At 60.6% G+C, this 21844-nt stretch carries 21 protein-coding genes; 1 reads left to right on the top strand and 20 read right to left on the bottom strand.

Annotated features, from left to right (window positions below):
• Positions 1-95 precede the first annotated feature (95 nt).
• From IGB42_RS09700 to IGB42_RS09630, 15 genes are all read right to left on the bottom strand, one after another.
• On the bottom strand, positions 96-680 hold the full coding sequence (locus IGB42_RS09700) for a hypothetical protein (RefSeq protein WP_159670663.1): 585 nt from the start codon (positions 678-680) through the stop codon (positions 96-98).
• Positions 680-1189, bottom strand: coding sequence for a hypothetical protein (locus IGB42_RS09695; RefSeq protein ID WP_159670660.1), 510 nt, complete (start codon positions 1187-1189; stop codon positions 680-682). The genes IGB42_RS09700 and IGB42_RS09695 overlap by 1 nt, the downstream gene beginning before the upstream one ends.
• Before the next feature lies 1 nt (position 1190).
• Complete coding sequence (locus IGB42_RS09690; protein ID WP_159670657.1) at positions 1191-1658, bottom strand: hypothetical protein; 468 nt, start codon at positions 1656-1658, stop codon at positions 1191-1193.
• Between the two features lie 3 nt (positions 1659-1661).
• On the bottom strand, positions 1662-2462 hold the full coding sequence (locus IGB42_RS09685) for a hypothetical protein (protein ID WP_159670654.1): 801 nt from the start codon (positions 2460-2462) through the stop codon (positions 1662-1664).
• 260 nt (positions 2463-2722) lie between these two features.
• On the bottom strand, positions 2723-3754 hold the full coding sequence (locus tag IGB42_RS09680; protein WP_159670652.1) for a hypothetical protein: 1032 nt from the start codon (positions 3752-3754) through the stop codon (positions 2723-2725).
• Positions 3755-3797: 43 nt separating this feature from the next.
• Positions 3798-4139: a hypothetical protein gene (locus tag IGB42_RS09675; RefSeq protein ID WP_159670649.1), complete on the bottom strand. Its 342-nt coding sequence runs from the start codon at positions 4137-4139 to the stop codon at positions 3798-3800.
• On the bottom strand, positions 4136-5308 hold the full coding sequence (locus IGB42_RS09670; protein ID WP_159670646.1) for a hypothetical protein: 1173 nt from the start codon (positions 5306-5308) through the stop codon (positions 4136-4138). The genes IGB42_RS09675 and IGB42_RS09670 overlap by 4 nt, the downstream gene beginning before the upstream one ends.
• Positions 5309-5317: 9 nt before the next feature.
• Positions 5318-6001: a hypothetical protein gene (locus IGB42_RS09665; RefSeq protein WP_159670643.1), complete on the bottom strand. Its 684-nt coding sequence runs from the start codon at positions 5999-6001 to the stop codon at positions 5318-5320.
• 10 nt (positions 6002-6011) lie between these two features.
• The gene (locus IGB42_RS09660) at positions 6012-6359 is read right to left on the bottom strand and encodes a hypothetical protein (RefSeq protein WP_159670640.1); all 348 of its coding nucleotides are present in this window, start codon (positions 6357-6359) and stop codon (positions 6012-6014) included.
• Positions 6356-8092: a hypothetical protein gene (locus tag IGB42_RS09655; RefSeq protein WP_159670637.1), complete on the bottom strand. Its 1737-nt coding sequence runs from the start codon at positions 8090-8092 to the stop codon at positions 6356-6358. The genes IGB42_RS09660 and IGB42_RS09655 overlap by 4 nt, the downstream gene beginning before the upstream one ends.
• A complete protein-coding gene (locus tag IGB42_RS09650; protein ID WP_159670634.1) occupies positions 8089-8730 on the bottom strand; it encodes a hypothetical protein in 642 nt (213 codons plus the stop codon). Before IGB42_RS09650 ends, IGB42_RS09655 begins: the two co-directional genes overlap by 4 nt.
• Positions 8731-8843: 113 nt before the next feature.
• Positions 8844-9119: a hypothetical protein gene (locus IGB42_RS09645; RefSeq protein ID WP_159670631.1), complete on the bottom strand. Its 276-nt coding sequence runs from the start codon at positions 9117-9119 to the stop codon at positions 8844-8846.
• Between the two features lie 78 nt (positions 9120-9197).
• Positions 9198-10193, bottom strand: a complete 996-nt coding sequence (locus tag IGB42_RS09640; protein WP_159670628.1) for a N4-gp56 family major capsid protein — start codon at positions 10191-10193, stop codon at positions 9198-9200.
• A gap of 24 nt (positions 10194-10217) precedes the next feature.
• Complete coding sequence (locus tag IGB42_RS09635) at positions 10218-11057, bottom strand: hypothetical protein (RefSeq protein ID WP_159670624.1); 840 nt, start codon at positions 11055-11057, stop codon at positions 10218-10220.
• Positions 11058-11324: 267 nt separating this feature from the next.
• Positions 11325-13382, bottom strand: a complete 2058-nt coding sequence (locus IGB42_RS09630) for a hypothetical protein (RefSeq protein WP_159670621.1) — start codon at positions 13380-13382, stop codon at positions 11325-11327.
• A gap of 766 nt (positions 13383-14148) precedes the next feature.
• Between IGB42_RS09630 and IGB42_RS09625 the strand changes: the two genes are divergently transcribed.
• Positions 14149-16233: a tetratricopeptide repeat protein gene (locus IGB42_RS09625; protein ID WP_159670618.1), complete on the top strand. Its 2085-nt coding sequence runs from the start codon at positions 14149-14151 to the stop codon at positions 16231-16233.
• Between the two features lie 221 nt (positions 16234-16454).
• Here IGB42_RS09625 and IGB42_RS09620 read toward each other — a convergent pair whose 3' ends face one another.
• The 5 genes from IGB42_RS09620 to IGB42_RS09600 form a co-directional block, all read right to left on the bottom strand.
• Positions 16455-16787: a BON domain-containing protein gene (locus IGB42_RS09620; protein WP_159670615.1), complete on the bottom strand. Its 333-nt coding sequence runs from the start codon at positions 16785-16787 to the stop codon at positions 16455-16457.
• Between the two features lie 227 nt (positions 16788-17014).
• A complete protein-coding gene (locus IGB42_RS09615; RefSeq protein ID WP_159670612.1) occupies positions 17015-18409 on the bottom strand; it encodes a sigma 54-interacting transcriptional regulator in 1395 nt (464 codons plus the stop codon).
• Positions 18406-18951 carry a hypothetical protein gene (locus tag IGB42_RS09610; protein ID WP_159670609.1) on the bottom strand — a complete coding sequence of 182 codons (546 nt, stop codon included), beginning with the start codon at positions 18949-18951 and terminating at the stop codon, positions 18406-18408. Before IGB42_RS09610 ends, IGB42_RS09615 begins: the two co-directional genes overlap by 4 nt.
• A 6-nt stretch (positions 18952-18957) precedes the next feature.
• Positions 18958-20376: a HAMP domain-containing sensor histidine kinase gene (locus IGB42_RS09605; RefSeq protein WP_159670606.1), complete on the bottom strand. Its 1419-nt coding sequence runs from the start codon at positions 20374-20376 to the stop codon at positions 18958-18960.
• Between the two features lie 354 nt (positions 20377-20730).
• Positions 20731-21834 (bottom strand): PQQ-binding-like beta-propeller repeat protein, encoded by a 1104-nt coding sequence (locus IGB42_RS09600; RefSeq protein ID WP_159670603.1) that lies wholly within the window; start codon positions 21832-21834, stop codon positions 20731-20733.
• Positions 21835-21844 lie beyond the last annotated feature (10 nt).

The raw sequence follows: 21844 nt of genomic DNA, 5'->3' as shown, positions 1-21844 counted from the left end.
CGCAGGAGATATTGGCCTTCAATACCCGAGTGCGTGTCTCGCTACGATGATCATATTCCCCATGGGGCGGTTGCAGCCGTCTTCCGCTATCGAAATCAACGACCAGCGTAACCAGGATTTTTTGTATCCGTCCCTATTGCCGGGGAAAACGCCTGGATATACCGCAACGCCGCTTGCGCCTGCTTGTCGTCCGGAGTGCCGTTTTGCAAAGCATTGGCGTACGTATTACGTGCTTGAGCCATTTGCAGTGCATGCTGCATTTCCAGAACTCGTAACGGCGCATTTTCCTTATATCGCGCTTGCTCAAGCTCATCGCCTTGCCTGACTTGATTCAGCCTTGCACGATCATTCATCAATGCATCTTGCTGATATGCGCGTTGGCTAGCTATTTCCGCCCGTTTCAACGCCGTTGATATATCGAACTGATGGTTGCTTCGCTCGACCTCCGCTTGCCGGTAATTGTCGTCGGTCGCATAACGTGTATCCTGGCGCTGATTGCCAAGATCACGATCTTCCACCTGCCAGCCACGGGTGAGGAGGTCATGCGCCTCCTGCTTGGCAGCCAGATAATCTTGCTGCTCTTTCCAATCGAGCTGTTTCTGTGCCCTTTCCGCTTGTTGTATCCCCCAGCCTGCGCCACCAGCCAATCCGCCCAGTGCGGCCTCGATAATGCCTGCCATTACAGTCCCCCCATCGCGTGTTGCATCTGCGGCATGGATTGTTGCCCGCCTTGCTGCGACATGCCTTGCTGCGGCGTTGCTTGTACTGGCCCGATACCCTGCGCCTGATTCAGGAATCTGGTTTTGAAACGTGCAATGGCAGATGGCAGCATCTTCCTCGCGAATGCGCCGGCGCGTCCTTCGGGTAAGCCGCCGATGCGTTCGGCAAACTCCGCCACCAGCAGGCATACCGCTGGCAGCATGAAGGTGATGGTACGCGGGTCGGTTTCCTCTCCGGTTTCCTTCTGGTGATCGTTGTTGGCTGCGACCATCAGGTTCACCGCCAGATCGCCAGCCTCGTCTTCGTCCACCCTGCCGTCCGCCATCAGGCGTTGTGCGACTGCCTCACCCCCCTGATAGAGCAGGCGGGCAGCCAGCAACGCCATCTGCTGTGCCTGCGGTTGCTTCGGTTGCATTGTTTGCTGTGGCAACGCCTGTTGCAGCATGGCCTGTTGAATGATGCCTGCCATCTCATTTCCCCTGGAAGTTGGCAGCACTGCCAACCGCAATATTCTTCGGCACCACGCGCATCTTGCGGTTGTATTCGCGCTGCTCTTCGGTCAGCGTACGCTCGTAATCGCGCTGTTTGTCGGCCTCTCGCCCTTTGAGATATGCCTGTGCGCTGCCCAGCACCACGGAATTGACGAGGCCTTGCACACCAGGACCCGCGCCCTGATACCAGTCATATACGCCACCAAGCGCCTTGCCCACGCCACCGAACAGGCTCGCGGTGTCGTCCTCACCTTTATCCATGCCGAAGCCGCTGGCTAATATCGAAGCACTTGGCGGCATCCAGCTGTACCAATCAGTCCCACCAGCGGGTGTCGAACTCTCGCTCGGGATATTCAGATCAAGCGAGTCCCACCCTGATGTATCGGTGGCTTTGGCGTTACCGCCTGCCCAATCCTTCCAGCTCGCGTCATCGTTGAACCAATCCATACCTCATCCCACCATGAAATTGCGGGCGCTACCCACGTTGTAATTTACCGACTTGATCCTGATCGGCTGAGTGGCTGTCACGGACGTCACCGGTTTGGTAGCCATAGCGGTCTGGATGATGCCGGGGCCGGTCGACCCATTGCCACCACGTCCTTCCTGTTGCCCGCCCTGCCCACCATTTCCCTCGCCGCTGCTTTCGCTGCTCGCCAGCCCGCGTGCGATATTGCTGCCGGCCCAACTGCCCGCCAGTGCGCCAGGCTGACCGAATGCGCTGCCGCCAAAGACGCCACCCAATGCCCCGCCTGCCAGCCCAGCAGCCCCGGACGAATCGCCCGTTGCAGCACGGGCAATGACACGCGCTGCTGTCTTGGCAAATGGATTCCCCGGGATCAGCCCGATACCCCGGTCAATCGCACTGGATGGGTTGTTAGCCAGATCGCCGGACAATGCGTCATAGCCAAGCTCTGCTGCGCTCAGTACCGTACCCAGTACGGGATTGGCCAGCATCAAGGCAAACTTGCCGATTCCATAGGCTTTGGACGCTGAATCATAAGTTGCCCGACTATCGATCAATGCCGCAACGCGGTTGGTGGCTTCAGCGCGTTCGTCATACCCAGCGCCAAGATCGCCGAGATATGCCGAGCGCTGCCACGATGACAAGTCCAGGTACGGGTTTCTGATCGCGGCCTTTTTTTCGTCGTTCGTATAGGTATCGTGGTCGTTTTGGACATCTGGGTCCCCGTACACCATTGCCGCAGTTGTTACGGTCCCGTAATGACCAAACTTCCCATTGGCGTTATCCACCGCCTGCTGGGTGCGCGCATCGCTCTGGCTCAGGGCTTGGGTAAAGCCGGGCGGGCTGGAATTGTTGGCCTGGCCCAGCGCATCCTGCGTGCGGGCATTGTCCAGGTCCTTTGCACCTTGGCCTTGGTCATGCCCGGCATTGCCATATCCGCCTTCACCCTGTGTGCCTTGGCCGTGGCTGCCGCTGTCGAAACCGCCCTGTGTGCCAACCCCACCATACCCATACCCGCCATCCGTTCCATAAGGCATCTCGATCTCCTTTACGGATTCGGGTACGGCTGGATTTGCGCCCAGTCCGTGCGGGGTTTCAGGCTGAACTGGAAGTCACCGGCCCCTTCTTCATTGCCGAAATAGAGCTTGTTGATCGCCTTGATGGCGTCATCCTTGTTGTCGATGTTGGACAGCAGCATGTTTTGAATTGCGGTGCTGTATGCCTGGAAGTTGGTGCTATTCAGCGTCGCCGCAGCCTGATCCATGCTCCACTGAAATTTCTGTGCATCGAGACCCGCATTCTGGATTTCCAGTGCGTGGGCGGCCAGGAACTGCTCGTTCTGCTGTGCCTGCTTCTGCTCAAACTGGCTCTGATCCTGCCTGCGTGTTTTTTCATTTTCACTGCCGGTAAAATCATTGCCGTACTGTTGATTGCGCAGTGCGTAATCGGCGTTGATCCCGGCCAGTTGCGAATTGATGATTCCGTTGTTTTTTGCCAAACCGAACTGGTTGCTGGCATTCTGGTTATCTTGCGCTGCCTGCTGGTAAGCACCTGCATCGGCGCTTGCAATCGGCAACGCCTGGGAAATTGCCGCCTCTGTACCGGCACCAACAGCAATCGAGCTATTGAGCAGCCCGCGGCTATTGCTCTGTTCCATCGAGCGGCGTACCGCCTGCTGGATCAACGGGCTATTGGCATCCAGCACCTTGCCGATCTGGTTACTGGTCAGCTCGTTATCGCTGACCCCGCGCAAGGCCGCAGATTGATAGCCGGTACTCGGATCAAAGTTCAGTTGCGCATTCACCGGCTTGACCACACCGTACTGTCCGCCCCACATATTGGCGATATCCTGATTGCCTGCGGCCAGCTCCTCCATGGATGTCGCAGCATTGAATGTCTGTGCATTGCCGTTCTTGTTCAGGGTTGCCGAGCCATCCTCATTGCGCGTGAGCATTCCGCCAGCCCAGCTCTGGGTATCGCCCGCCTTGGCAGTACTCCAGTAGTTGTTCCAGTCATTGCGTGCCCGGTCTGCGATCAGCGGTTTGGCTTGCAGCGCCGGGTTGAAAGTTGTATCTGCCATGATGACTCCAGGCTGTTGATTGTTTGTGTCGTTGTATTACCCGCTAATCCGGCACTGGCTGCGGCAGCCCCCTGATGTAGCGTTCTGCCTCTGTGGTTTGAGGATCAAGGATTACGGACTGATCCATCTCACCAAGCAGCCCCTTGGCGGCCAGGAGATCAAGCATCGCGGGCAGATCCCGCCGTTTCAGGTCGATGTAACGACGCGGCATGATCAGTCCCAGCATCCCCTGCACCTGGCGATCATCGGAGCAGATCAGCCCAAGTGCCGCGGAGCCGAAGCGATCCATGAATGCGCCCACTTCTATCCACGCGTATTCGGCTGGCGCATCGATCCAGCCCGGCGGCTTGGGAGGCGTATCAATGACAATAAATCCATTGATCATTTGAGCCTCACATACATGGGTGATGCCGATGCAGCACTACCCGCACCATCCGCGTAGCACGTCTGCCCAGTACCGACGTAATCAGCATTCATAAAATCCTGCATTCGCAGAATAGTGGCACCTCCTCCCACTGATGACAGCAACCAGCGACCCGAGTGCACATGCCAGACAGCATTATTCGCCGGCTTTTGCGAGACCCAGCGCAAGCGCCAGAAAACACCATCGATTGTCCAGAGGACCACCGCGTGATTAAGCACCCCAAGATAAATGCGGTTGGCATCAAAAGATAGGCGTCCACTGGACCCTCCCGTATAAGCCCCCACCACCGGAAAAGAACGTGGCACATAAGCCACTGCATCCAAGGTGGTGTAATAAACACTACCCGACAAAATCAGCCAGAGCCCGTTCAAATAGGCAATCTGGTATGCAGGGCCGGGTAGGATGCGGCCGGTAAAATTGAAGCCATCGGGGGTCGTATAAGCGGTCGCAGACCCCTGCAAGACGAAGAACATCCCCCCACCGCAAGCAATCGCCGGTTGCGCACCCAACGCTGCAGGCAGGTTCCGGATGGTCACGGTGATGCCGTCCACAGTGGTGCAGGCGCAGCTTGTGGGAGCACTGGACTGCAGTACGAACAAGGCCACCGCACCATTCCAGGCGGCACGCATGGTGAAACCGGTGTGGGTGCCAGCGGGGCCATTACCACCTGCAATGAATGTCGTGCCGGTCATCGAGTAGGCAAGCCGTGACGCTGCCATGCTCATCGTTCCAACGATAAAACGGTTACCAGTCCAGACAACCGCAGTCGCGTTATTACCACTGCAATTGTGAGCAACCGTGTTCCACGATGCACCGTAATCTGTGGAGACCAGCACATTGTTGGGATCGCCATATGCAGCGACAATCGTGCCAGCACCGTTATCCGCGACTTGGGTAACTACCACCGTAGTAGCGTTGGTGACGGGCACCCCGATCACCTTCAAATGTTCAAGATTTGCCGCAACCGGGTAGTTGGCCGCCGGCACTGCCAACCCTGTGCGCAACCATTCAGCACCTTCGCTGGTGGTCACGCCGTTGGCAGATTCAGGAAAAAATCGTGCATCTCCAATCGCATCACCGCTACGTGCCGCCTGCGGTGGCGGCAAACCGGTATTCAATGGATTTCCCATAGCGCCCCCTTAGTACAACGCCACAACGGCACTGAGGGATGCAAATGCCGGTAACGCAGATATTGCTACAGGCAACGCTGCCACCAGCAGACTTGCGGCATCGAGTTTCAGCTCGGAACGCACAGCAGCCCCATCCTTGCCGTGATTCAACAAGCCCACCGTCGGCGTGATGCCGTCGCTGCCGGCATTGGCAGGGAGCGTAACGCGCAAATGGGGCTTTACCCGGCAAATACGCGTGCCCGCCGTAAGCGAGCCCACCGCTGTAAATGGTGTGCCATTCACCGTCAAAGTGCTACTCGCTGCAGCAGTCACAATCCCCAGCACACCTTCACTGGCTTGCGCTGCAGCACCTGCCGGTGCAAACAGCATCAACAGGTCACCAACGCGCCATCCATCCGCGATGAAGTCTCCGTTGGCACGCACCACGGTTTGCAGCGTCACGCTTGCCATGCCGGTAGCCGTGCCAACGGTGGTTGTCTGGTTAGCCACATACAGTTGCAGGTCACGGTTGACCGTATCACTGCTGCTGGCAGTGATATCAATCAGTGTACTGCCCCCATATAGCGCAGGCGTGTTGCCCGGCGCCGCTGGCGTTGGTTCTGCCAATACCTTGGCAGCGATACCGTTGGCGGCAATGAATGTCACCGGCGGCAAATGCCTGAAAACAGCGGGGAGTGTTCCTTCAATAGCCATGATCTTGTCCTTAATTCATGTTCCAGTAAGCCTGCTTGGCCCTGCGCATCTGCCGTTCCCACTGCAGCAGATTGCTGCCGGAAATACCGGCCAGGTTCAGTGCTGACAGCACATAGGCAGTCGTTGCAATCTGCTGCGTGTTGTCGCCAGCCAGCGCAGTGGGCGCCTGTGGCACACCACTCAGTTGCGGCGATGCCAGATTGGCCTTCAATGCAAAAGCCGCCTGTGTAGTGGTGTAGTCGGCAGCAACCGCGTCAAAACCGGCACGCACCGCTCCCAGCAATTGCGACGCTTCGCTACTGCCAACAATGGCGCCGGGCAGGTAGTTGTAGGTCCAGGTGAAATATGGGCCACTCATCGGATAAATCCCCTCGGTGTAACGAACAGGTTGATGGCCGCCACGCCCCACGATGGCGAGACGGCAGATTGCTGCACGATGATCAGATCGCACGATTCGCCAACGCCGGTCAGGTTGGTGGCGACCTCGGCATAAAAACCGCCGTCGTAGCGCACGTTGTCAAACTGGGCCTGGTCGTAAACGCCGCCGGCCCCCAATGCGCTCATCAGGTAATCGGATGGCGTGCCGCGCGCCAGATCGAAATCCATGCGCGCAATGAAGCTGGCAGGGCTGCCGCGCAGCATCTGCAGCACCAGCCGATGCAGGCGGAAGCGCCGGCCTACCTGCGGGATGGCAAAGCCCAGTCGCAACACCGCTGTGATGCCCCCACCGTCAAAGCTGCTACCGCTGTCCAGCCGACACACCTTGCCGTCCGCAAAACCGCCGTAAATCACCTCGCGCCCGGCGGGGTCACGCCAGCTATCGGCGCAATTGAGCATCTGCGGGTAACGGCCGCGCATGGCCGCCAGCGTGCCATCAGGCATCACGGTAAAAGACCAGATCACGCCATCAGCCATCACCAGCCGCAGTTGGCCTTTCTCGCGGCACACAAATGCATAGCGTGCCGCGCTGGCATCCAGCATCGGTTGCACCTTGCGGCTGAGTAGCGCGCTGTTGAAGTCGCCGTAATCCTGCGTGGCCTGCAAGGTGGTCAGCCCGTCGCCACTCAGGTAATACAGCTGGCCAGACACCTCGCGCGCGCTCTGCACCGTGGCGCCAGCTGCCTGGCTGGCCAGCTTGATGGCAAAATCCTGCGGGCTGCTGCCATACAGCAAGGCCACGCGATCCCGGCAGGTCATCACCATCACCTCGCCGCGGTAGCTCACCAGGTTGGTCACTTCATCGCCCAGCGCCAGCTCGCCTGCCCCCACTTTCGCAAGAAACGTCAACGGGTCACCCAGGCCGCTGTACTGCACCGAACCACCGGCAAAACCCAGAAACAGATAGTTGCGATGTGCAGCGATCAGATACGGCCGGTCGGCCGGCATGCCGGTACGTATCTGGGCAAACACCACACCATCGAACTCGAACGCCGGGTTGATGCCATCACAGCCATAGATGCGCACATTGCCGGCAGCACCGCCGAAGTTGTAATTGGTGGTGCGATACGTACCGCCGGCTTGCAGCACCGGTGCAACAGGCAGGCTGGTCACATTGGCGCATGCGGTGGCACCGATCTTGATCGCCTCGCCCACCTGCCAGGTGCCCGTCACATTGCCCAATACCAAAGAGCCAACGGCCTTGCCGGGCGTGCCAGACCAGTCGCCACCGTTCACCAGCACTCGCGCCACCAGTGCTGTCGCCCCGGATGTGCCACCGGTTACTGTCACGCCAACGGCGACCTTGCTGATGCCATTGTTGAAGCCCATGGCAGGCGACATCGTCACAGGCTGCCAACCGATCGCACTGGCCTTGTGGATAATGGCTGCGGTCCCGGCCAGATTGTCGCGTACCGCGTACAGCGTGCCAGCCAGATACATCACCCCGCGTATCGGCCCCGATCCGGGCACTGCAGCCGGCAATGGCGAGGCACTACCGTCGTAGCCACTGTATCCGTCAATACGGCGATAACCGCCTTCGCGCGCCGCCTCGAAGTTCTCCACGAACAAGGCTTGGCCCGGCAACACTGCCACCGCAGGGTCCGCCACATTCAGTCCGCCTCCCAGCGGATAGGACATCGCCTGCCAGCTCATGCCAGCGGCGCCTCGCACACGCCGGTGGCAAAGCTGTGCTGCAGCAGGCGCATCATTGCATTGCGGTAGTTCTGCGTGGCCGCAGCCAGCAACTCCGGCGCAACGTCATACCCGGCGTAGCGCGAGACTGCCAGCCACACAATCACCATCTGGTCTTGCTCCTGCAAGGCAGGCACATCCAGATTGTCCTGCAGGTTTTGTGCCGTAGCGGTGTAATCGAGCTGTACGCCGTAGGGCTGATCCGGCACGCGGTCAAACCACAACGCACCGGATGGATGCAGGCTCACCCCGGCCGGCTTGCCAGCATCCGGCGTTTTGTCCCAGACTCCGCGCGCAGCAGGCCAGTCCAGCCAGCGGGCTGGCTGGGCACCGATCTGCAGATAACGCACGTCAAAACTGCGTACATCGGCAAGTCCCAGTTCGGCCAGGGTGTATTGGTACTGGCTAGGGATCAATTGCGCCGAAACGCGCCGCTGCAGAAACGGCCACGCGCGCAGCGACTGGATTTCCTGCCACGCCTGGTTCACCCAACTGCACACCTTGCGTGCCATATCGGTGGCGCTCACTACATCGGGTGGTCCTTCGCCGGACAGCCCGGCCTCGCGCCATGTCTGCTGCACCAATTGCAGATAATTCATTGCATCCTCCCTCCTGGTTGATGCAACGATCTTGGCGCGCCGGATGCAAAAAGGCCGCGTGTGTAACGCGGCCTTCAATCAGTTGCCGATGGCGCGGCAATGCCGCACCAGCATCAGGCGATCACGGAAAAACTGTAGCGTGGCGCCAGGCCCAGCTTGTCATCTGTCGCCTCCTTGGCATTCTTCACCGGGCGCGTGGCATCGCGCAGCACGTCCGGCACCCACGCCGGTACTTCCACTTCCTGATCGCGCTGGATCAGCAGCGTTTCACCATCACGGGACAAATACACAGCCGTGCTGTCATCGCCACTGCTCTGGATATTGATGATGGCAGTCGCCTTGCCACTTTTTGCCGCGCGCGGCTTCGCCTCGTTCACACTTTCAGCCATGTTTGCTCCGCAGGGCCGGCGTACGCCGGCCCCATCAAGGTTTATCGGAAAAGACTCAAAAACAATGTATCAGCCAAATCAGGCCGATACCGCCAGTTCGATCCGGGTCAGCCACGCATCGTTCAGGATGGCCGCAGCAAAGTAGCTCTTGAAGCCCACCGTGCCTTTCTGGCCAATCGGGTCACCACCACGCGCTTCACCCGGTTGCAGCACATAGGGCGTCATCGCATTTGCACCCTTGAGCGCCACCGTTGCCAGCGCATCCTTGCCCAGGATCACCAGCGGATACACATCGGCGCTGGTGCCGCCGGTGGATTTCATGCTGCCCTTGGCGCCACCCGCGTCGGTCCAAGGCGTGAATTCCGGCGACAGGATGAAGCGGATGTTCTCGAACTTGCCTACTTCATATGGCTCGGCCTTCATGCTGGCGCCATAGGCCTCCACCGGCAGGAATGCACTACCCAGTACCGCACGCAGATCGGCATCGATATCGGTATGGCCAAAGGCAAAGAATGCCTCGCCCACCGGCTGCGTTGCATAGTTGGGAGAAGCCGCCAGGCGCTGGCCGATAAAGCGTGCCTTGTTCCGGCGCAGCAAGCGCGTGGCATTACGCAACAGCGTGGCGGTAATCTGCGTATTCACCACGTTGCGCGCACCGCCATTGGCGTAGAACACGGATGTGCCCCCCTTGGCGGTGTTGTAAGTCACCGCTTCGTAGGTATTGGCCATCGCCTCGCCAAGGATCTCGGACATTTCCTTCAGCGCCGGCTCCTTGGCCATGTCCTGTACCACGTCGGTCAGTTCAGCCACGCGGCCAAACTGCACCAGCGGGATATCCACCGGCGTGTACGAAAAAGCCTCGGCCGACGGCGCCACGCCCTCGGTCAGCGGCGTGGTCACCAGCGGAAACAGATTCGGCCGGCGGCAGTTCATGGTCTTGGTACTGTTCTTCGCCAGCGCCAGCGATTTGGTGTAGTTCTGGATCACCAAATACGGCGCTGCGTGTTCCAGCGCTGTTTTCAGCATCCAGCCAGCGGTGCTGGTGCCAATCGAACCATACGTTGTTGTTGCCATTTATTACTCCTGGCCCGTGCCGGTTCAAGTCCGGTTCTGGACATGAAAATTGAAGGCGGCATCGAGCGAATCAAAATCATCGGATTGGCGCGAAGGCGCGGGTGCGGTACGCGGTGCAGCAGATTGGCGCAACACCTGCTGGCGTTGTGCACGCAATTGCTGCACCTGCTGATTGCCCGGGCCACGTACGCCACGAAACTGGGTGACCAGAAAAGCGGCATCGGCCGGGTCATTGCTGGCAGCCAGTTGCCGCAGACCGGCTGGCTGCTGCTGCAACCAGCCGGAAAACTGCGGCGATGCCACATCGGCGCGCCAGCCCGGCAAGCCCTGGTCAAGGGCGGCATAGCTGCGCTCGACGACCTCCTGCTGGGCCTGCTGCGACTCCAACGCGTGCATCTGGCCGACACCCTGCAGTGCCTGCGCCTGCTGGTGGGTCAGCGCCTGCAAAGCCTGCAGCTGCTGCGCCATCGCTGTCATCGTCCTGGCAACACCGGGGAACACCTCGGCCACTTCGGCTACTGCGGAAGTGTCGAGCCTGAAATCCCCCGGCGTGGCCGGAATGCGTTGCAGCTGTTGCGCCAGCTTCTGCCGCTCCCGGTTCAGTGCAGCCACACGCCCATTCTGCGAATCCACCTGATGCTTCAGTTCGGCAATCCGGCGCTGCTCCGGGGTTTGCAGCACCGCATCTGCGGCACCGGCAGCCACCTGCAAGGCGGGATCATCGCTGGCATCCATGGCACCAGCCGGCATTGCGGCCTCATCGGCGGCAAATGCGGCCAGTTGCGCATCGTCGTCGCCAGCATCACTGGCTACGGCGGCGTCAAACGCCTCTTCAAGACTGGGGGTGGATATTTCTTCTGTCATGGCAATCCTTGCGGTGATTACGGCTTGGAAAAGTGCGGCCCGGAATCGGGCGGCGCTGACAGCACTATCGCAAAACCCGGGCTTGACCGACGCGGGTGTAACATCTGGCAAACCCAATGAAAAAGCCCCGCATTGCGGGGCTTGTCAAATCATTGCGGGCGTAGGCTCCTGCCAATCAACGGGCTATGCGCAGCATCATCAATGGATATGGAATGGCAACAAGCGCACCTGTCCTATCCAGCGGAATCAACCATCGAGCAATCCTCTTCATCGCGCGCGCCTGAGCAAATTCGGGTACGCGGAAAGCGGTGCCAGAATGAGGCTTTGTGTCGGCCCGTCCCTGCCTATCACGGGCGTGGGCACCGTCAGATAGTCTATTTTTTTCACGCCACCCTGCCCCAGCTCACCAGCCAGGTTGTTACCCCATGCGAGCACCGTCCCATTGCGCTTCAACGCCAGGCTATGGCCGTATCCTGCGGCAACAGAAACCACATCGGCCAGTTGCCCGCTCCCCACCTCGCTGACCACAGCAAGTGGAAAGGCTGCGGAATTGCCCGCAGGGCGGCGTATGCCATCTCCCAACTGTCCTTTGGTAGCAGAGCCCCACGCATATACCGTGCCCTGCCGGCTCAATGCCAATGCATGGCTCCCACCCGCAGCCACCATGGCAATATCGTTCAATGTACCCTGGCCATTCACCGCCTTGAGCTGCACCGCATAAGGAACACCGTTGGCATCATATTTTCCCTGTGCCAATTGCCCCACGCTATTGTCGCCCCAACCCCACACGATGCCATCATCAGCCAGCGCCAGCGAATAGCCCCAGCCAGACGAAATGGCCACGATCCTGCCCAGTTCGGAACCATCGGCCTTCTTCACCGTATTCGGCAAGGCACTTGGCACGCCAAGCCGGGCACCTGCTCCCAGTCGCCCGGCATTGCCATCACTGCCCCATGCATACACCCGGCCATCGCCACCGAGCGCCAATGCGAACGTGTTGCCGGCAGATACCGCCACGATATTGCGCAAGATGTCATTACCAGCCGGGTTCTTCACCTGGACCGGAAACACTTTGGCACCGGTGCTGCCCGATCCCGTCCAGCTTCCCCAGCTCAGCACGGTGCCATCATGCAACAATGCCACAGCATTGCCACCGCCCATTTCGGCCTGCACCACCCCGCCCAGATCATTGTCATTGGCCGGATTTCTTACGCTCCGTGGCGTAAAGGTGTTATCCAGCACATCATCACGTCCCAGCGTACCGTTGTTCCTGCCCCACGCCCACAGGCTGCCACTTTCAGCCAATGCAAAGGCAGTGCTTTCCCCTGTTCCCAGTTGCGCTACGCCACGCAATGCGGCATCACCCGCAGTATTCAGCACGGGTTGCGGGGCGTTCAGCGCTGCCAGGCCCGCATAACTCCTGTTCTGCGCCAGCAAGCCGGATTCATTGCTACCCCATGCAGCGGTAGCGCCATCAGGCAGTGCCAGCAAATTGAATCCTCCATTGCCGGTAGCGCCCGCCATGCCGCGTACGCCGCTCCACGAACGCGGCACCGTGCCCTGTATCTGCAAGGTGGCAAGCAACTTGGCGCCGCTACCCGGCAATACACCTTCCACACGAACCCGCAATGCCCCCAGGCGTTTTGCAGTCATGTTGCTGCAATCACTCGCTACCGTGATCATCTCGTCGAGCGCCGTGCAAATGAGGGGAGCCGATACAAGCTGCCCGGTGGCATCCCGCAAATCCACCCTAGTTGCAATGGCCACATTCCATGGCAGCTTGCCGTCACCCGGGCTTTGCAGTGTTGCCATGGGCTGGTTGTAAGTCACGCCTTGACCACATAACGGCGATTTGAAACCAAACAGGAAGCGCTGCAACTGCTCACCGGCCACCCCCTGCGGTGCGGCGCCGCCACTGCAGGCATTGGCAAAATTGAGTGCATATTCATAGCTACTGGTCGGGTTCTGTGGTGCCTTGTAAACCCCGGTCAGCGACTGGCCTCCCGTGTAATGCAGAAAATCAGCGGTGATCTGCCCACCGGACATATCGCCAGTCACGATATTCCAGGTCGGCGATCCATCCGGGTTGTAGTGGAACATCGCCATGAATACAGTATTGCCCTGCACTTCAATCGCCCAGCCACGTCCCCCCTGGCTCGGGTTCCAGAACCAGCCGGTTTCCGGCAGGTTGTTATCCACTGTCGGCGCCTGCGCCAAACCACCAGGAACAATCGGGAAGCGCTCCGCACTCACCACCCTGCCGCCCGGCAGCGTAATCCGCGCTTTCGCAGTGTGGCCGGTCACAGCCGTGAAGAGAACGCTCACCGGTCCGACATCCGTCGCTACCGGGCTGCTGTAAATCGCGGAATCGGCCGGCTGACCATTCCGGTAACTCTGCAATACACCGCTGAAGGTATAACCTTCCGTGCTCTGGCTGATGGTACCGTTTGCCACGTACCACACAGGCCGACCCTGCTCGTCATACGAAAAAACGCCAAGAAAACCTTTCCCGGCCTGTGCCTCGAACATATATCCGGTGCCAGCCTGCTCCGGGTCCCAATACCAGCCATTGGCCGAAAATGCGCCCGGCACAAAGCCGGCCGCAGTCTGCCCCGTGCTGGTTCTGGCCGGCCCATTACCGCCACTATCACCACCGCCACACGCAGCAATGAACAACACCATTGCCAGCAATGCAAAAGCATTCCGTAAACACGTCATCCTGATCATCTCGCCAAATCAACACTAGCCGGCCCGCGATTGCAGTTGATTCCCATGGGAATATCTTGCGGATAGCCGGGCACCGAAAGGCGTCATGGTAGCAAAACCATCAATTTCTTAATATCAACGACAGCATTCAAGAAAAAACGATAGCGCTGATCCAACAAAAATGACAGCATCATCAGCCTCCTGGTTGAGCAGGCACTCAAAGGGCCGCTGCCGCTTACATCAGGTTTCTCATGGCTTCATGCAACCACCTCCATCAGGATCACCGAATGAATCCGCACAGGCCGAGCATGAATGCCCATCCAGAGCATGGAAATAACGCGTCCAAAATCCCCTCTGCCTTTCATAGCTGCAGACAGCCTCGCCCATGATGCCCATCAGCGATCCGCTGCAACGCGCGCTGCATCATCATCAAAACGGGCAATTGGCCACAGCCGAGGCGATCTATCGGCAAATCCTCGCTGCAGCACCCCATCACCCGGATGCCAATTACCTGCTGGGCCGGCTTGCACTGCAATGCGGCCAGCCAGCCCAAGCTGTTCAGTTGGCGCAGCGTGCCATGGCAAGCAACCCGCTGCATCCCTTGCTGCCGTGGCTGCTGGCAGATGCCGAGCAGCAGCAGGGCCATACCGATGCGGCCATCACCGCCTACAGGCAAGCGCTCGCTCTCAAGCCGGATCTGCTCGACGCCTTGCTGGATCTGGGCAACTTGCTGCACAGCGGTCGGCAAGACGTAGAGACGATGAGCGTGTACCGGCAAATCCTCGCGTTGCAACCGCAACTTGCCGCGGTGCAAAACAATCTCGGCAGCTTGTACAAGGAACACGGAGACCTGCCAGCGGCACTGGCCTGCTGCCGCCTCGCGGTACAGCACGAGCCCACGGAGGCAGTCTTCCACTTCAACCTGGCCAACAGCTGCTGGGAAGCCGGCCTGTTGCAGGAAGCAGAAACCGCCTACCGGCAAGCGCTGCAGTTGGGGCTGAATCAAGCGGTGATCTGGTACAGCCTGGGGGGCGTACAGCAGCAACTCGGTCAAGCAGAAGAAGCATTGAACTGCTTGCGCCAGGCACTGCAACTGGACTCCGGCTACGCCACCGCACGCATGGCACTGGCGCATTTGCTGCAACAACGCTGCCAATGGGACGAACTGGCAGCCCATATTCCACTGTTGCGGCAAGCACTGAGCGCACCGCTGGAAGAACGCACGCTGATCTCGCCGTTCTCGCTACTGGTATTGCCCGATACCACGCCCGCCGAACACAAACGCTGCGCCGAGCGATGGGCGCATAGCCGTTATGCGGCGATCCAGCCCAACATAATCAAGACAGCCGCACCTGCAGCAAATGGTCAGCACCCTGATCAGCAAAGCAGCCGGAAAATCCGCATCGGCTACCTGTCGGCAGATTTCCACGACCATGCCACCGCCCAGTTGATGGCAGAAATCTTCGAACTGCACGACCGCAGCCGTTTCGAAGTCAGCGCGTTTTCATACGGGCCGGAAACCGGCGATACGATGCGCGCACGCCTCAGGCTGGCATTTGATCACTTTGTCGACCTGCAGGCGGACGCGCATGCGGCAGCGGCAGAAAAAATCCGCGCGCATGGCATTGATATCCTGATCGATCTCAAGGGATATACCGAGCATAGCCGCAGCGCCATCCTCGCCCACCGCCCCGCGCCCATCCAGGTCAATTACCTGGGTTACCCCGGCACCATGGGTGCCCCTTTCATCGACTACCTGCTGGCCGATGATTTCATCATCCCTGTAGGGCAAGATGCGCTGTACAGCGAACAAGTGATCCGCCTGCCGGGTTGCTACCAGCCCAATGACCGCCAACGGTTGCGCCCACCTGCGCCAACCCGCGCTGCATGCGGCCTGCCGGATGAGGCCGTGGTGTTCTGCTGCTTCAATCACAGCTACAAGATCACGCCAGAGATCTTCGCCATCTGGTGCAGCTTGCTGCAAGCGGTTCCCGGCAGCGTGCTATGGCTATTGCAAAGCAACGATGCCGCCATGACCAATCTGCGGCAGGCCGCCAGCGGGCACGGCATTGCAGCGGAGCGCCTGATTGCGGCACCCAAACTGGCGCATGCCGACCATCTTGCGCGGCTGCAATGCGCCGATCTGTTCCTCGACACCCTGCCGGTCAATGCCCATACCACCGCCAGCGATGCACTCTGGATGGGGCTACCGGTCGTTACCTGCGCCCAACAAGGCTTTGCCGCACGCGTAGCTGGTAGCCTGCTGCATACCTCGGGTTTGCCCGATCTCGTAGCAGATACGCTGGATGGCTATCGCGATCTGGCCTTGCAACTGGCGCAGCACCCGCAGCAGCGCAGCGCCTTGCGAGATCGCATTGCAGCCGCACGCAGCAATGCGCCGCTGTTCGACAGCCTGCATTTCACCCGCAAGCTGGAAGACGCCTATCTGCAGATGCTGGCAAAGCAGTAACTTTTGGCGCCGCCAGATAGCGTTGCTTGGGGGCCTCACCAGCCACACTTGGCCAGCATCGTTCCACCGGGTTTTTGTCAGCGGCTCCTGGCTTGCTCTCCTGGCGGCCATAGCTGGCACAAAGAAAAAGGCCAACTGCACAAAGTTGGCCTTCTCCTGTCACCTGGTCAGCGTTGCCCGGTGGATTTCCAGCACCGGCACAACACAGGCGGCACCACTGCTTAGTTGACAGCTTTCACCTTCAAGCCGTTCTTCACTTCGCGCACGCCATCGACCGAAGCCAGTATCTGCAGTACGCGCTCGCCTTCCGCAGCACTGGGCACTTCGCCGGATACGGCCAGCACACCGTTTTGTGAAGTCACGTCAATCGGCAGCGTGGCCAGTTGCGCATCAGCACGCAGCGCAGCCTTGGCCGAAGCAGCAATCGCTGCATCGCCAGACGTAGCGTTGGCAGCCACCTTGGCCGGCTCTGCCTGGTCAGCAGCGTAGGACATCGCAACGCCAGTCGTCAGCACGGTAGCCAGCAAAGCGCCCATCAGTTTCGAATTTTGCATGGTAGTTCCTCTCTCTGTTTGCGGTTCAAAAGCAACACTCTCGCAGCGTTACATCCCCACTACAGCAAGGCCCGTGCCAGTAAAAAAATATCTATAAAAATCAAACAACTAGAATCAAGAGCCGGGGAAATCACCATATCCAGCCGGCTTAGCGGGCTTATCCTGTCGCCAGAGCGCGACAACTTTCCACGCCATCACCTGTATTACCGCCCAAGCGCTTGATTTTGCTAGCCTTCGTTCTGTCGTGCCTCAGCGACAACTTCGGCATCCGCCCGGAACAGGCTCGGCGTCAGTGCGTATTTCTGCAACAGGCGATAGAACTCGGTACGGTTGCGCTCGGCCAGCCGCGCCGCATCTGCCACATTGCCATCGGTCAGGCGCAGCAGCTGGATCAGGTAATCGCGTTCAAAGCGTTTCTTGGCCTCGTTGTAACTCAACACCTCCAGCGACGGCACCCGCAACGCGCGCTGCACCAGCGATAGCGGTATCAATGGCGCGGTTGCCAGCGCGCTGACCTGTTCCACCACGTTGTACAACTGGCGCACATTGCCAGGCCAGGGTGCAGCGGCCAGCGCAGCCAGCGCATCGGCGGCAAAGCCGTTCAGCGGCTTGTGGTATTTGCTGGCCAGCTTCTGCAGGAAGTGATTGGCCAGCAAGGCAATATCCTCGCGCCGCGCGGCCAGTGGCGGCAATGACAAGGTCACCACGTTCAGCCGGTAATACAGGTCTTCGCGGAACAGCCCGTCCTGCATCGCCACATCCAGATCGCGGTGCGTGGCAGACAGGATGCGTACATCCGTCGCCTTCACCTGCGTGGCTCCCACCGGGCGCACTGCATGCTCCTGCAGCACACGCAGCAGTTTCACCTGCAGCGGCAGCGGCATATCGCCAATCTCATCCAGAAACAGCGTGCCGCCTTCGGCCGCCTGGAACAGGCCATCGCGGTGGCTCACCGCCCCGGTAAATGCCCCCTTCACGTGGCCGAACAGCTCGGATTCGAGCAATTGCTCCGGAATCGCCCCACAATTGATCGCAATGAACGGTGCCTTGGCGCGCGGGCTGGCACGATGGATGGCGCGCGCCAGCAGTTCCTTGCCACTACCGCTGGCACCGCGGATCAGGATGCTGGCATCCGTACTTGCCACCAGCCGCGCTTCTGCCAGCAATTCGGCCATCTGTGCGCTGCGGCTGATCAGCGCTTCACGCCACGCTTCATCACCGGGCGCAGTAGCGGCGGCTGACGATACCACGTGGCTCAGGCTCACCGCATGCGCCACTTTCTCCAGCAACTGCCTGCCATCAAACGGTTTGGTCAGGTATGCAAACGCGCCACGCGTGGTGGCCTCCACCGCATCGGGGATACTGCCGTGCGCGGTCAGCAGGATCACCGGCAACGCCGCATGCTGGCGGCGTATCTCGTCGAACAACGCCAGCCCGTCGCCATCGGGCAGGCAGACATCGGTGATCACCAGCGCCGGCAAGGCCACAGCCAGCTGCGCCAGTGCCGCCTCCATGCTGGCAACCGCCGTCACGCGGTAATTGCCGGCCTGCAGCCTTATGGTCAGCAGCCGCAACAGATCCGGGTCATCATCCACCAGCAACACATGGGCTTGCGTACTCATTTGTTGGCCGGCGCAGCAGGCCGCTCCGACAGCGAGCGTTCGATGGTCTTCAGCGCCTCCAGTTTCTCGGTCAGCTGCTCGTTGCGGCGTTGCTGCTCGCGCAGTTGCGTGGCCAGTTTGTCCATCGCATCGTCCTGGCGGCGCAAATCGCCATACGCCAGCTTCAACCCATGGGCCAGCGGCTTGAACATCTGCTCCTCGTCCAGCGTGGATTGCAGTGCGCCATCAAGCAACGCCTGCGCGCGCGCCAGATCGCCGCTGCCACGGATCGCCGCCAGCAACATCGCCCGGCGCAGCAGTACCGGCGCGCTGCCGTCCTGGCGGCCCAGCTCGGTCAGCTGCCGGTTCAACTCTGCCACGGGCAGCGCTCGCAAGCCTGCCTGAAACGTCAGCAGCGCGTTGAGCGCGTGCCGCTCGGCACTGTCATGCGCGATCACCGGTTCAGGCTCCGGGCAGACCACTGCCGGTATCTCGGGCGGGGGCGGCGGTGTTGCGCAGCCAGCCAGCAGCGCAATGCAGCAAAAAGTCACGAGCAGTTTCATAAGCACTCAAGCTTCATAAGGCAGTTCAATCTGGAAATGGGCGCCTGCGTCACTCGGCAGCAGCGATACCGTGCCGTGGTGCGCGGCAATGTATTCACGCACGATGGACAGGCCGATGCCGTTGCCATTACGCGCCCCGGCCACTTGGTTTGCCCCTTGGTAAAACGGCTCGAAGATACGCGCCGCATCGGCGGCAGCCACGCCCGGCCCTTGATCGGCACAGCGTATCGTCACGCCCTGCGCGCCGCCGGTTACGTCAAAACGGATCACGCCGCCATCCGGGCTGAAGCGCACCGCGTTGGAGAGGATATTGGCAAATGCCACCGCCAGTCTGTCAGCGTCCGCCACCACTTGCACCGGATCGCCGCTCACGGTCACCAGTACATTGCGGCGCTGCCACTGCAAGCGTTGTTCGCTGATCACCCGCTGCAACAGTGCCGTGATCTCCACCCGTGCACGCTGCAGGTGCTGGGCATCGAAGCTCGCGGTGTTGTAACGCAGCAGGTCTTCGATCTGCGCCTGCAGCGCCACCGCGTTTTGCCGCAAGATGCCGGCAATCTCGCGCTGGCCGCTGGTCAGGCTGCCGGCTACCTCGTCCTCCAGCAGCGCCACACCCTCGCGCATCGCCGCCAGCGGCGTTTTCAGCTCGTGCGAGATATGCCGGACAAACCGCGCCTTGTCCGCATCCAGATCGGCCAGCCGCACGCGCAGCCAATCCAGTTGCTGGCCCAGCCGCTGCATGTCGGCCGGCCCGCCTACCGCCACCGGCTGATCCAGCCGGTTGTCACCCAGCCGCGCAATGGCCGCCTTGATCCGGTTCAAGGGGCGGGACAACCACATGCCAAAGCTGATTGCAAACACCGCCACCAGCACCACCGCAGCGGCCAGCAGGCCGGTCAGCACGCTGCGCTGATGCTCCAGTGCCACCAGCAACGCATCGTTGCGGCGGGTGATTTCCGCCTTGCCCAGTCGCAGTACCTGCTCGTTCAGCACTGGCAGCCGCGCAAACACCGTCGCCAGCACCGGCCGGCCGGCACGGTTCTGCTTCTGGCTACCCCGGAGTACTGTCCACGCAGCCTTGCTCTGCATCGCCCATTCGGCAGGCACCTCCGGCGGCAGATCAGGCAAGGCAGCCACCAGCTCGGCAAGCGCCGCCTCGGCATCACGCCACTCTGTCACGTAACGGTCGCGGAACAATGCATCATCCAGCACCAGAAATTGCCGGGCGCTACGCTCCATCCCCTGCGTGCGCGCTGCCAGCCGCTGCGATTGCTCGGTCAGCATCACCGCCTGCGCCGCACCTTCCCGCCCCAGCCGGGTCAGTCGTTCCAGCGTCCATAGCGCCTGCAGTGAGGTCGCGGTCAGCACTCCGGCAATCACGATGAAGGCGGCAAACAGCAGTTGGCGGAATGACAATCTGAACAATGCATAACCCCGGCAGATGGCGCAGCAGCCCCGGCCACCAAGCCATCAGCAGATGGTCTGGCCGGGATCCTGGGCTGGCGCATGACCATGCCAACGCGGCATGGCACGCCATGCTAACGCGGCGACAGCCGTGTCATGCACAATGCGGGGAGGGAAAAATTGCTTTGCAATCAGCAGGAAAGCACTGCATCGCCAACGGCATTGCGGATGGCATGCCATTGCAGCATGCCACCGGTGAACGCAAAAACGGCAGGTGCTGCATCTGCTTGCCGCATGGTCCGCACCCGCAGACCGGCGTAGTTGCAGATCGATACCCGGTGAATATCGGTCTGCGCCGGCAAGGGCATCGCTGCCTTACTGCAATGCCAACCCGTACAGCTTGCCATCCTCGCCGCCCACGATCAGCGTATCACCCGCCAGCAATGGCTGGCCGAACAAACCGGCAGACAGCGATTTTTGCCAGCGCAGCTTGCCATCCAGCCCCACCGCGCTCACTTTGCCCGGCCGGCCGGGTTGATAGGCATCCCCCGTCGCCAGCAACAGGGTTTCTCCTGCCAGCACCGGTGCGGTGAAGGCGTTCTGTCCGGTATCCACCCGCCACAGTTCGCGGCCACTCGCCGCATCCAGCGCCTGGAAGAACAGGCCGTCGGAAGAACCGATATATACCGTATCCCTTTTTACCAGCGGTGACCCCACCACCCACGACGTATCGTGGCTGCGTTGCCAGCGCGGGGTGCCGGTAGCCAGATCGAACGCGTGTACGGCTGCATCACGGCTGCCATAGATACCCGATTGCTGCCACACCGCAATCTGCGACTGGATCGCATCCCGGCTCGGGGTCTGCCGCCAGACCGGCGTGCCGGTTGCCAGCGCCAGCGCACTGATCTGGCCAGCGGTATCGGCAATCAGCACCCGGCCGTCATGCACGGTTGGCGTAGCCATCAGCCGGTCGCTGCTCTGAAACTGCCAGCGCTGCGTGCCATCGCGGCGGTTCAGTGCATGCAGCGTGCGGCCCATGCCTACCAGCAGCAACTCACCGGCAACACGCGGGCTGCCCTGGTAGCTATCCCAGATATGGAAACCACGCCAGTCGCCCTGGTCACCCAGTTCGCGCTGCCACTGGATACGCCCATCCGCAGCCGCGATCGCATACAGTTGCCGGCTGGTCTGTACGTACACACGATCGCCATCCAGCGTGGGCTGGCTGCTGAGCGAGCCCTTCAATGCCACCTTCCAGCGCGGCGTACGGCTGGGCCAGTTGATGCCCTGCAGTTCACCGGCAAAATTGCCCACCACCAGCACATCACCCGCCACCACCGGCGCGCTGCGGATCGGCGCCCCCGTTGCCAGTTGCCAGCGCACATCGCCGGGCGCAGCCAGCACACCCGGCACCAGCAAGGTCTGGCCCAAGCCCAGCAACAGCGAACCCACTATCGAAACAGAACGGACACGCAACATGAAACGCCTC

Source organism: Andreprevotia sp. IGB-42 (genome assembly GCF_009848685.1).
In the GTDB taxonomy this organism is placed as follows: domain Bacteria; phylum Pseudomonadota; class Gammaproteobacteria; order Burkholderiales; family Chitinibacteraceae; genus Andreprevotia.
This window is presented reverse-complemented; position numbering and strand designations above follow the sequence as displayed.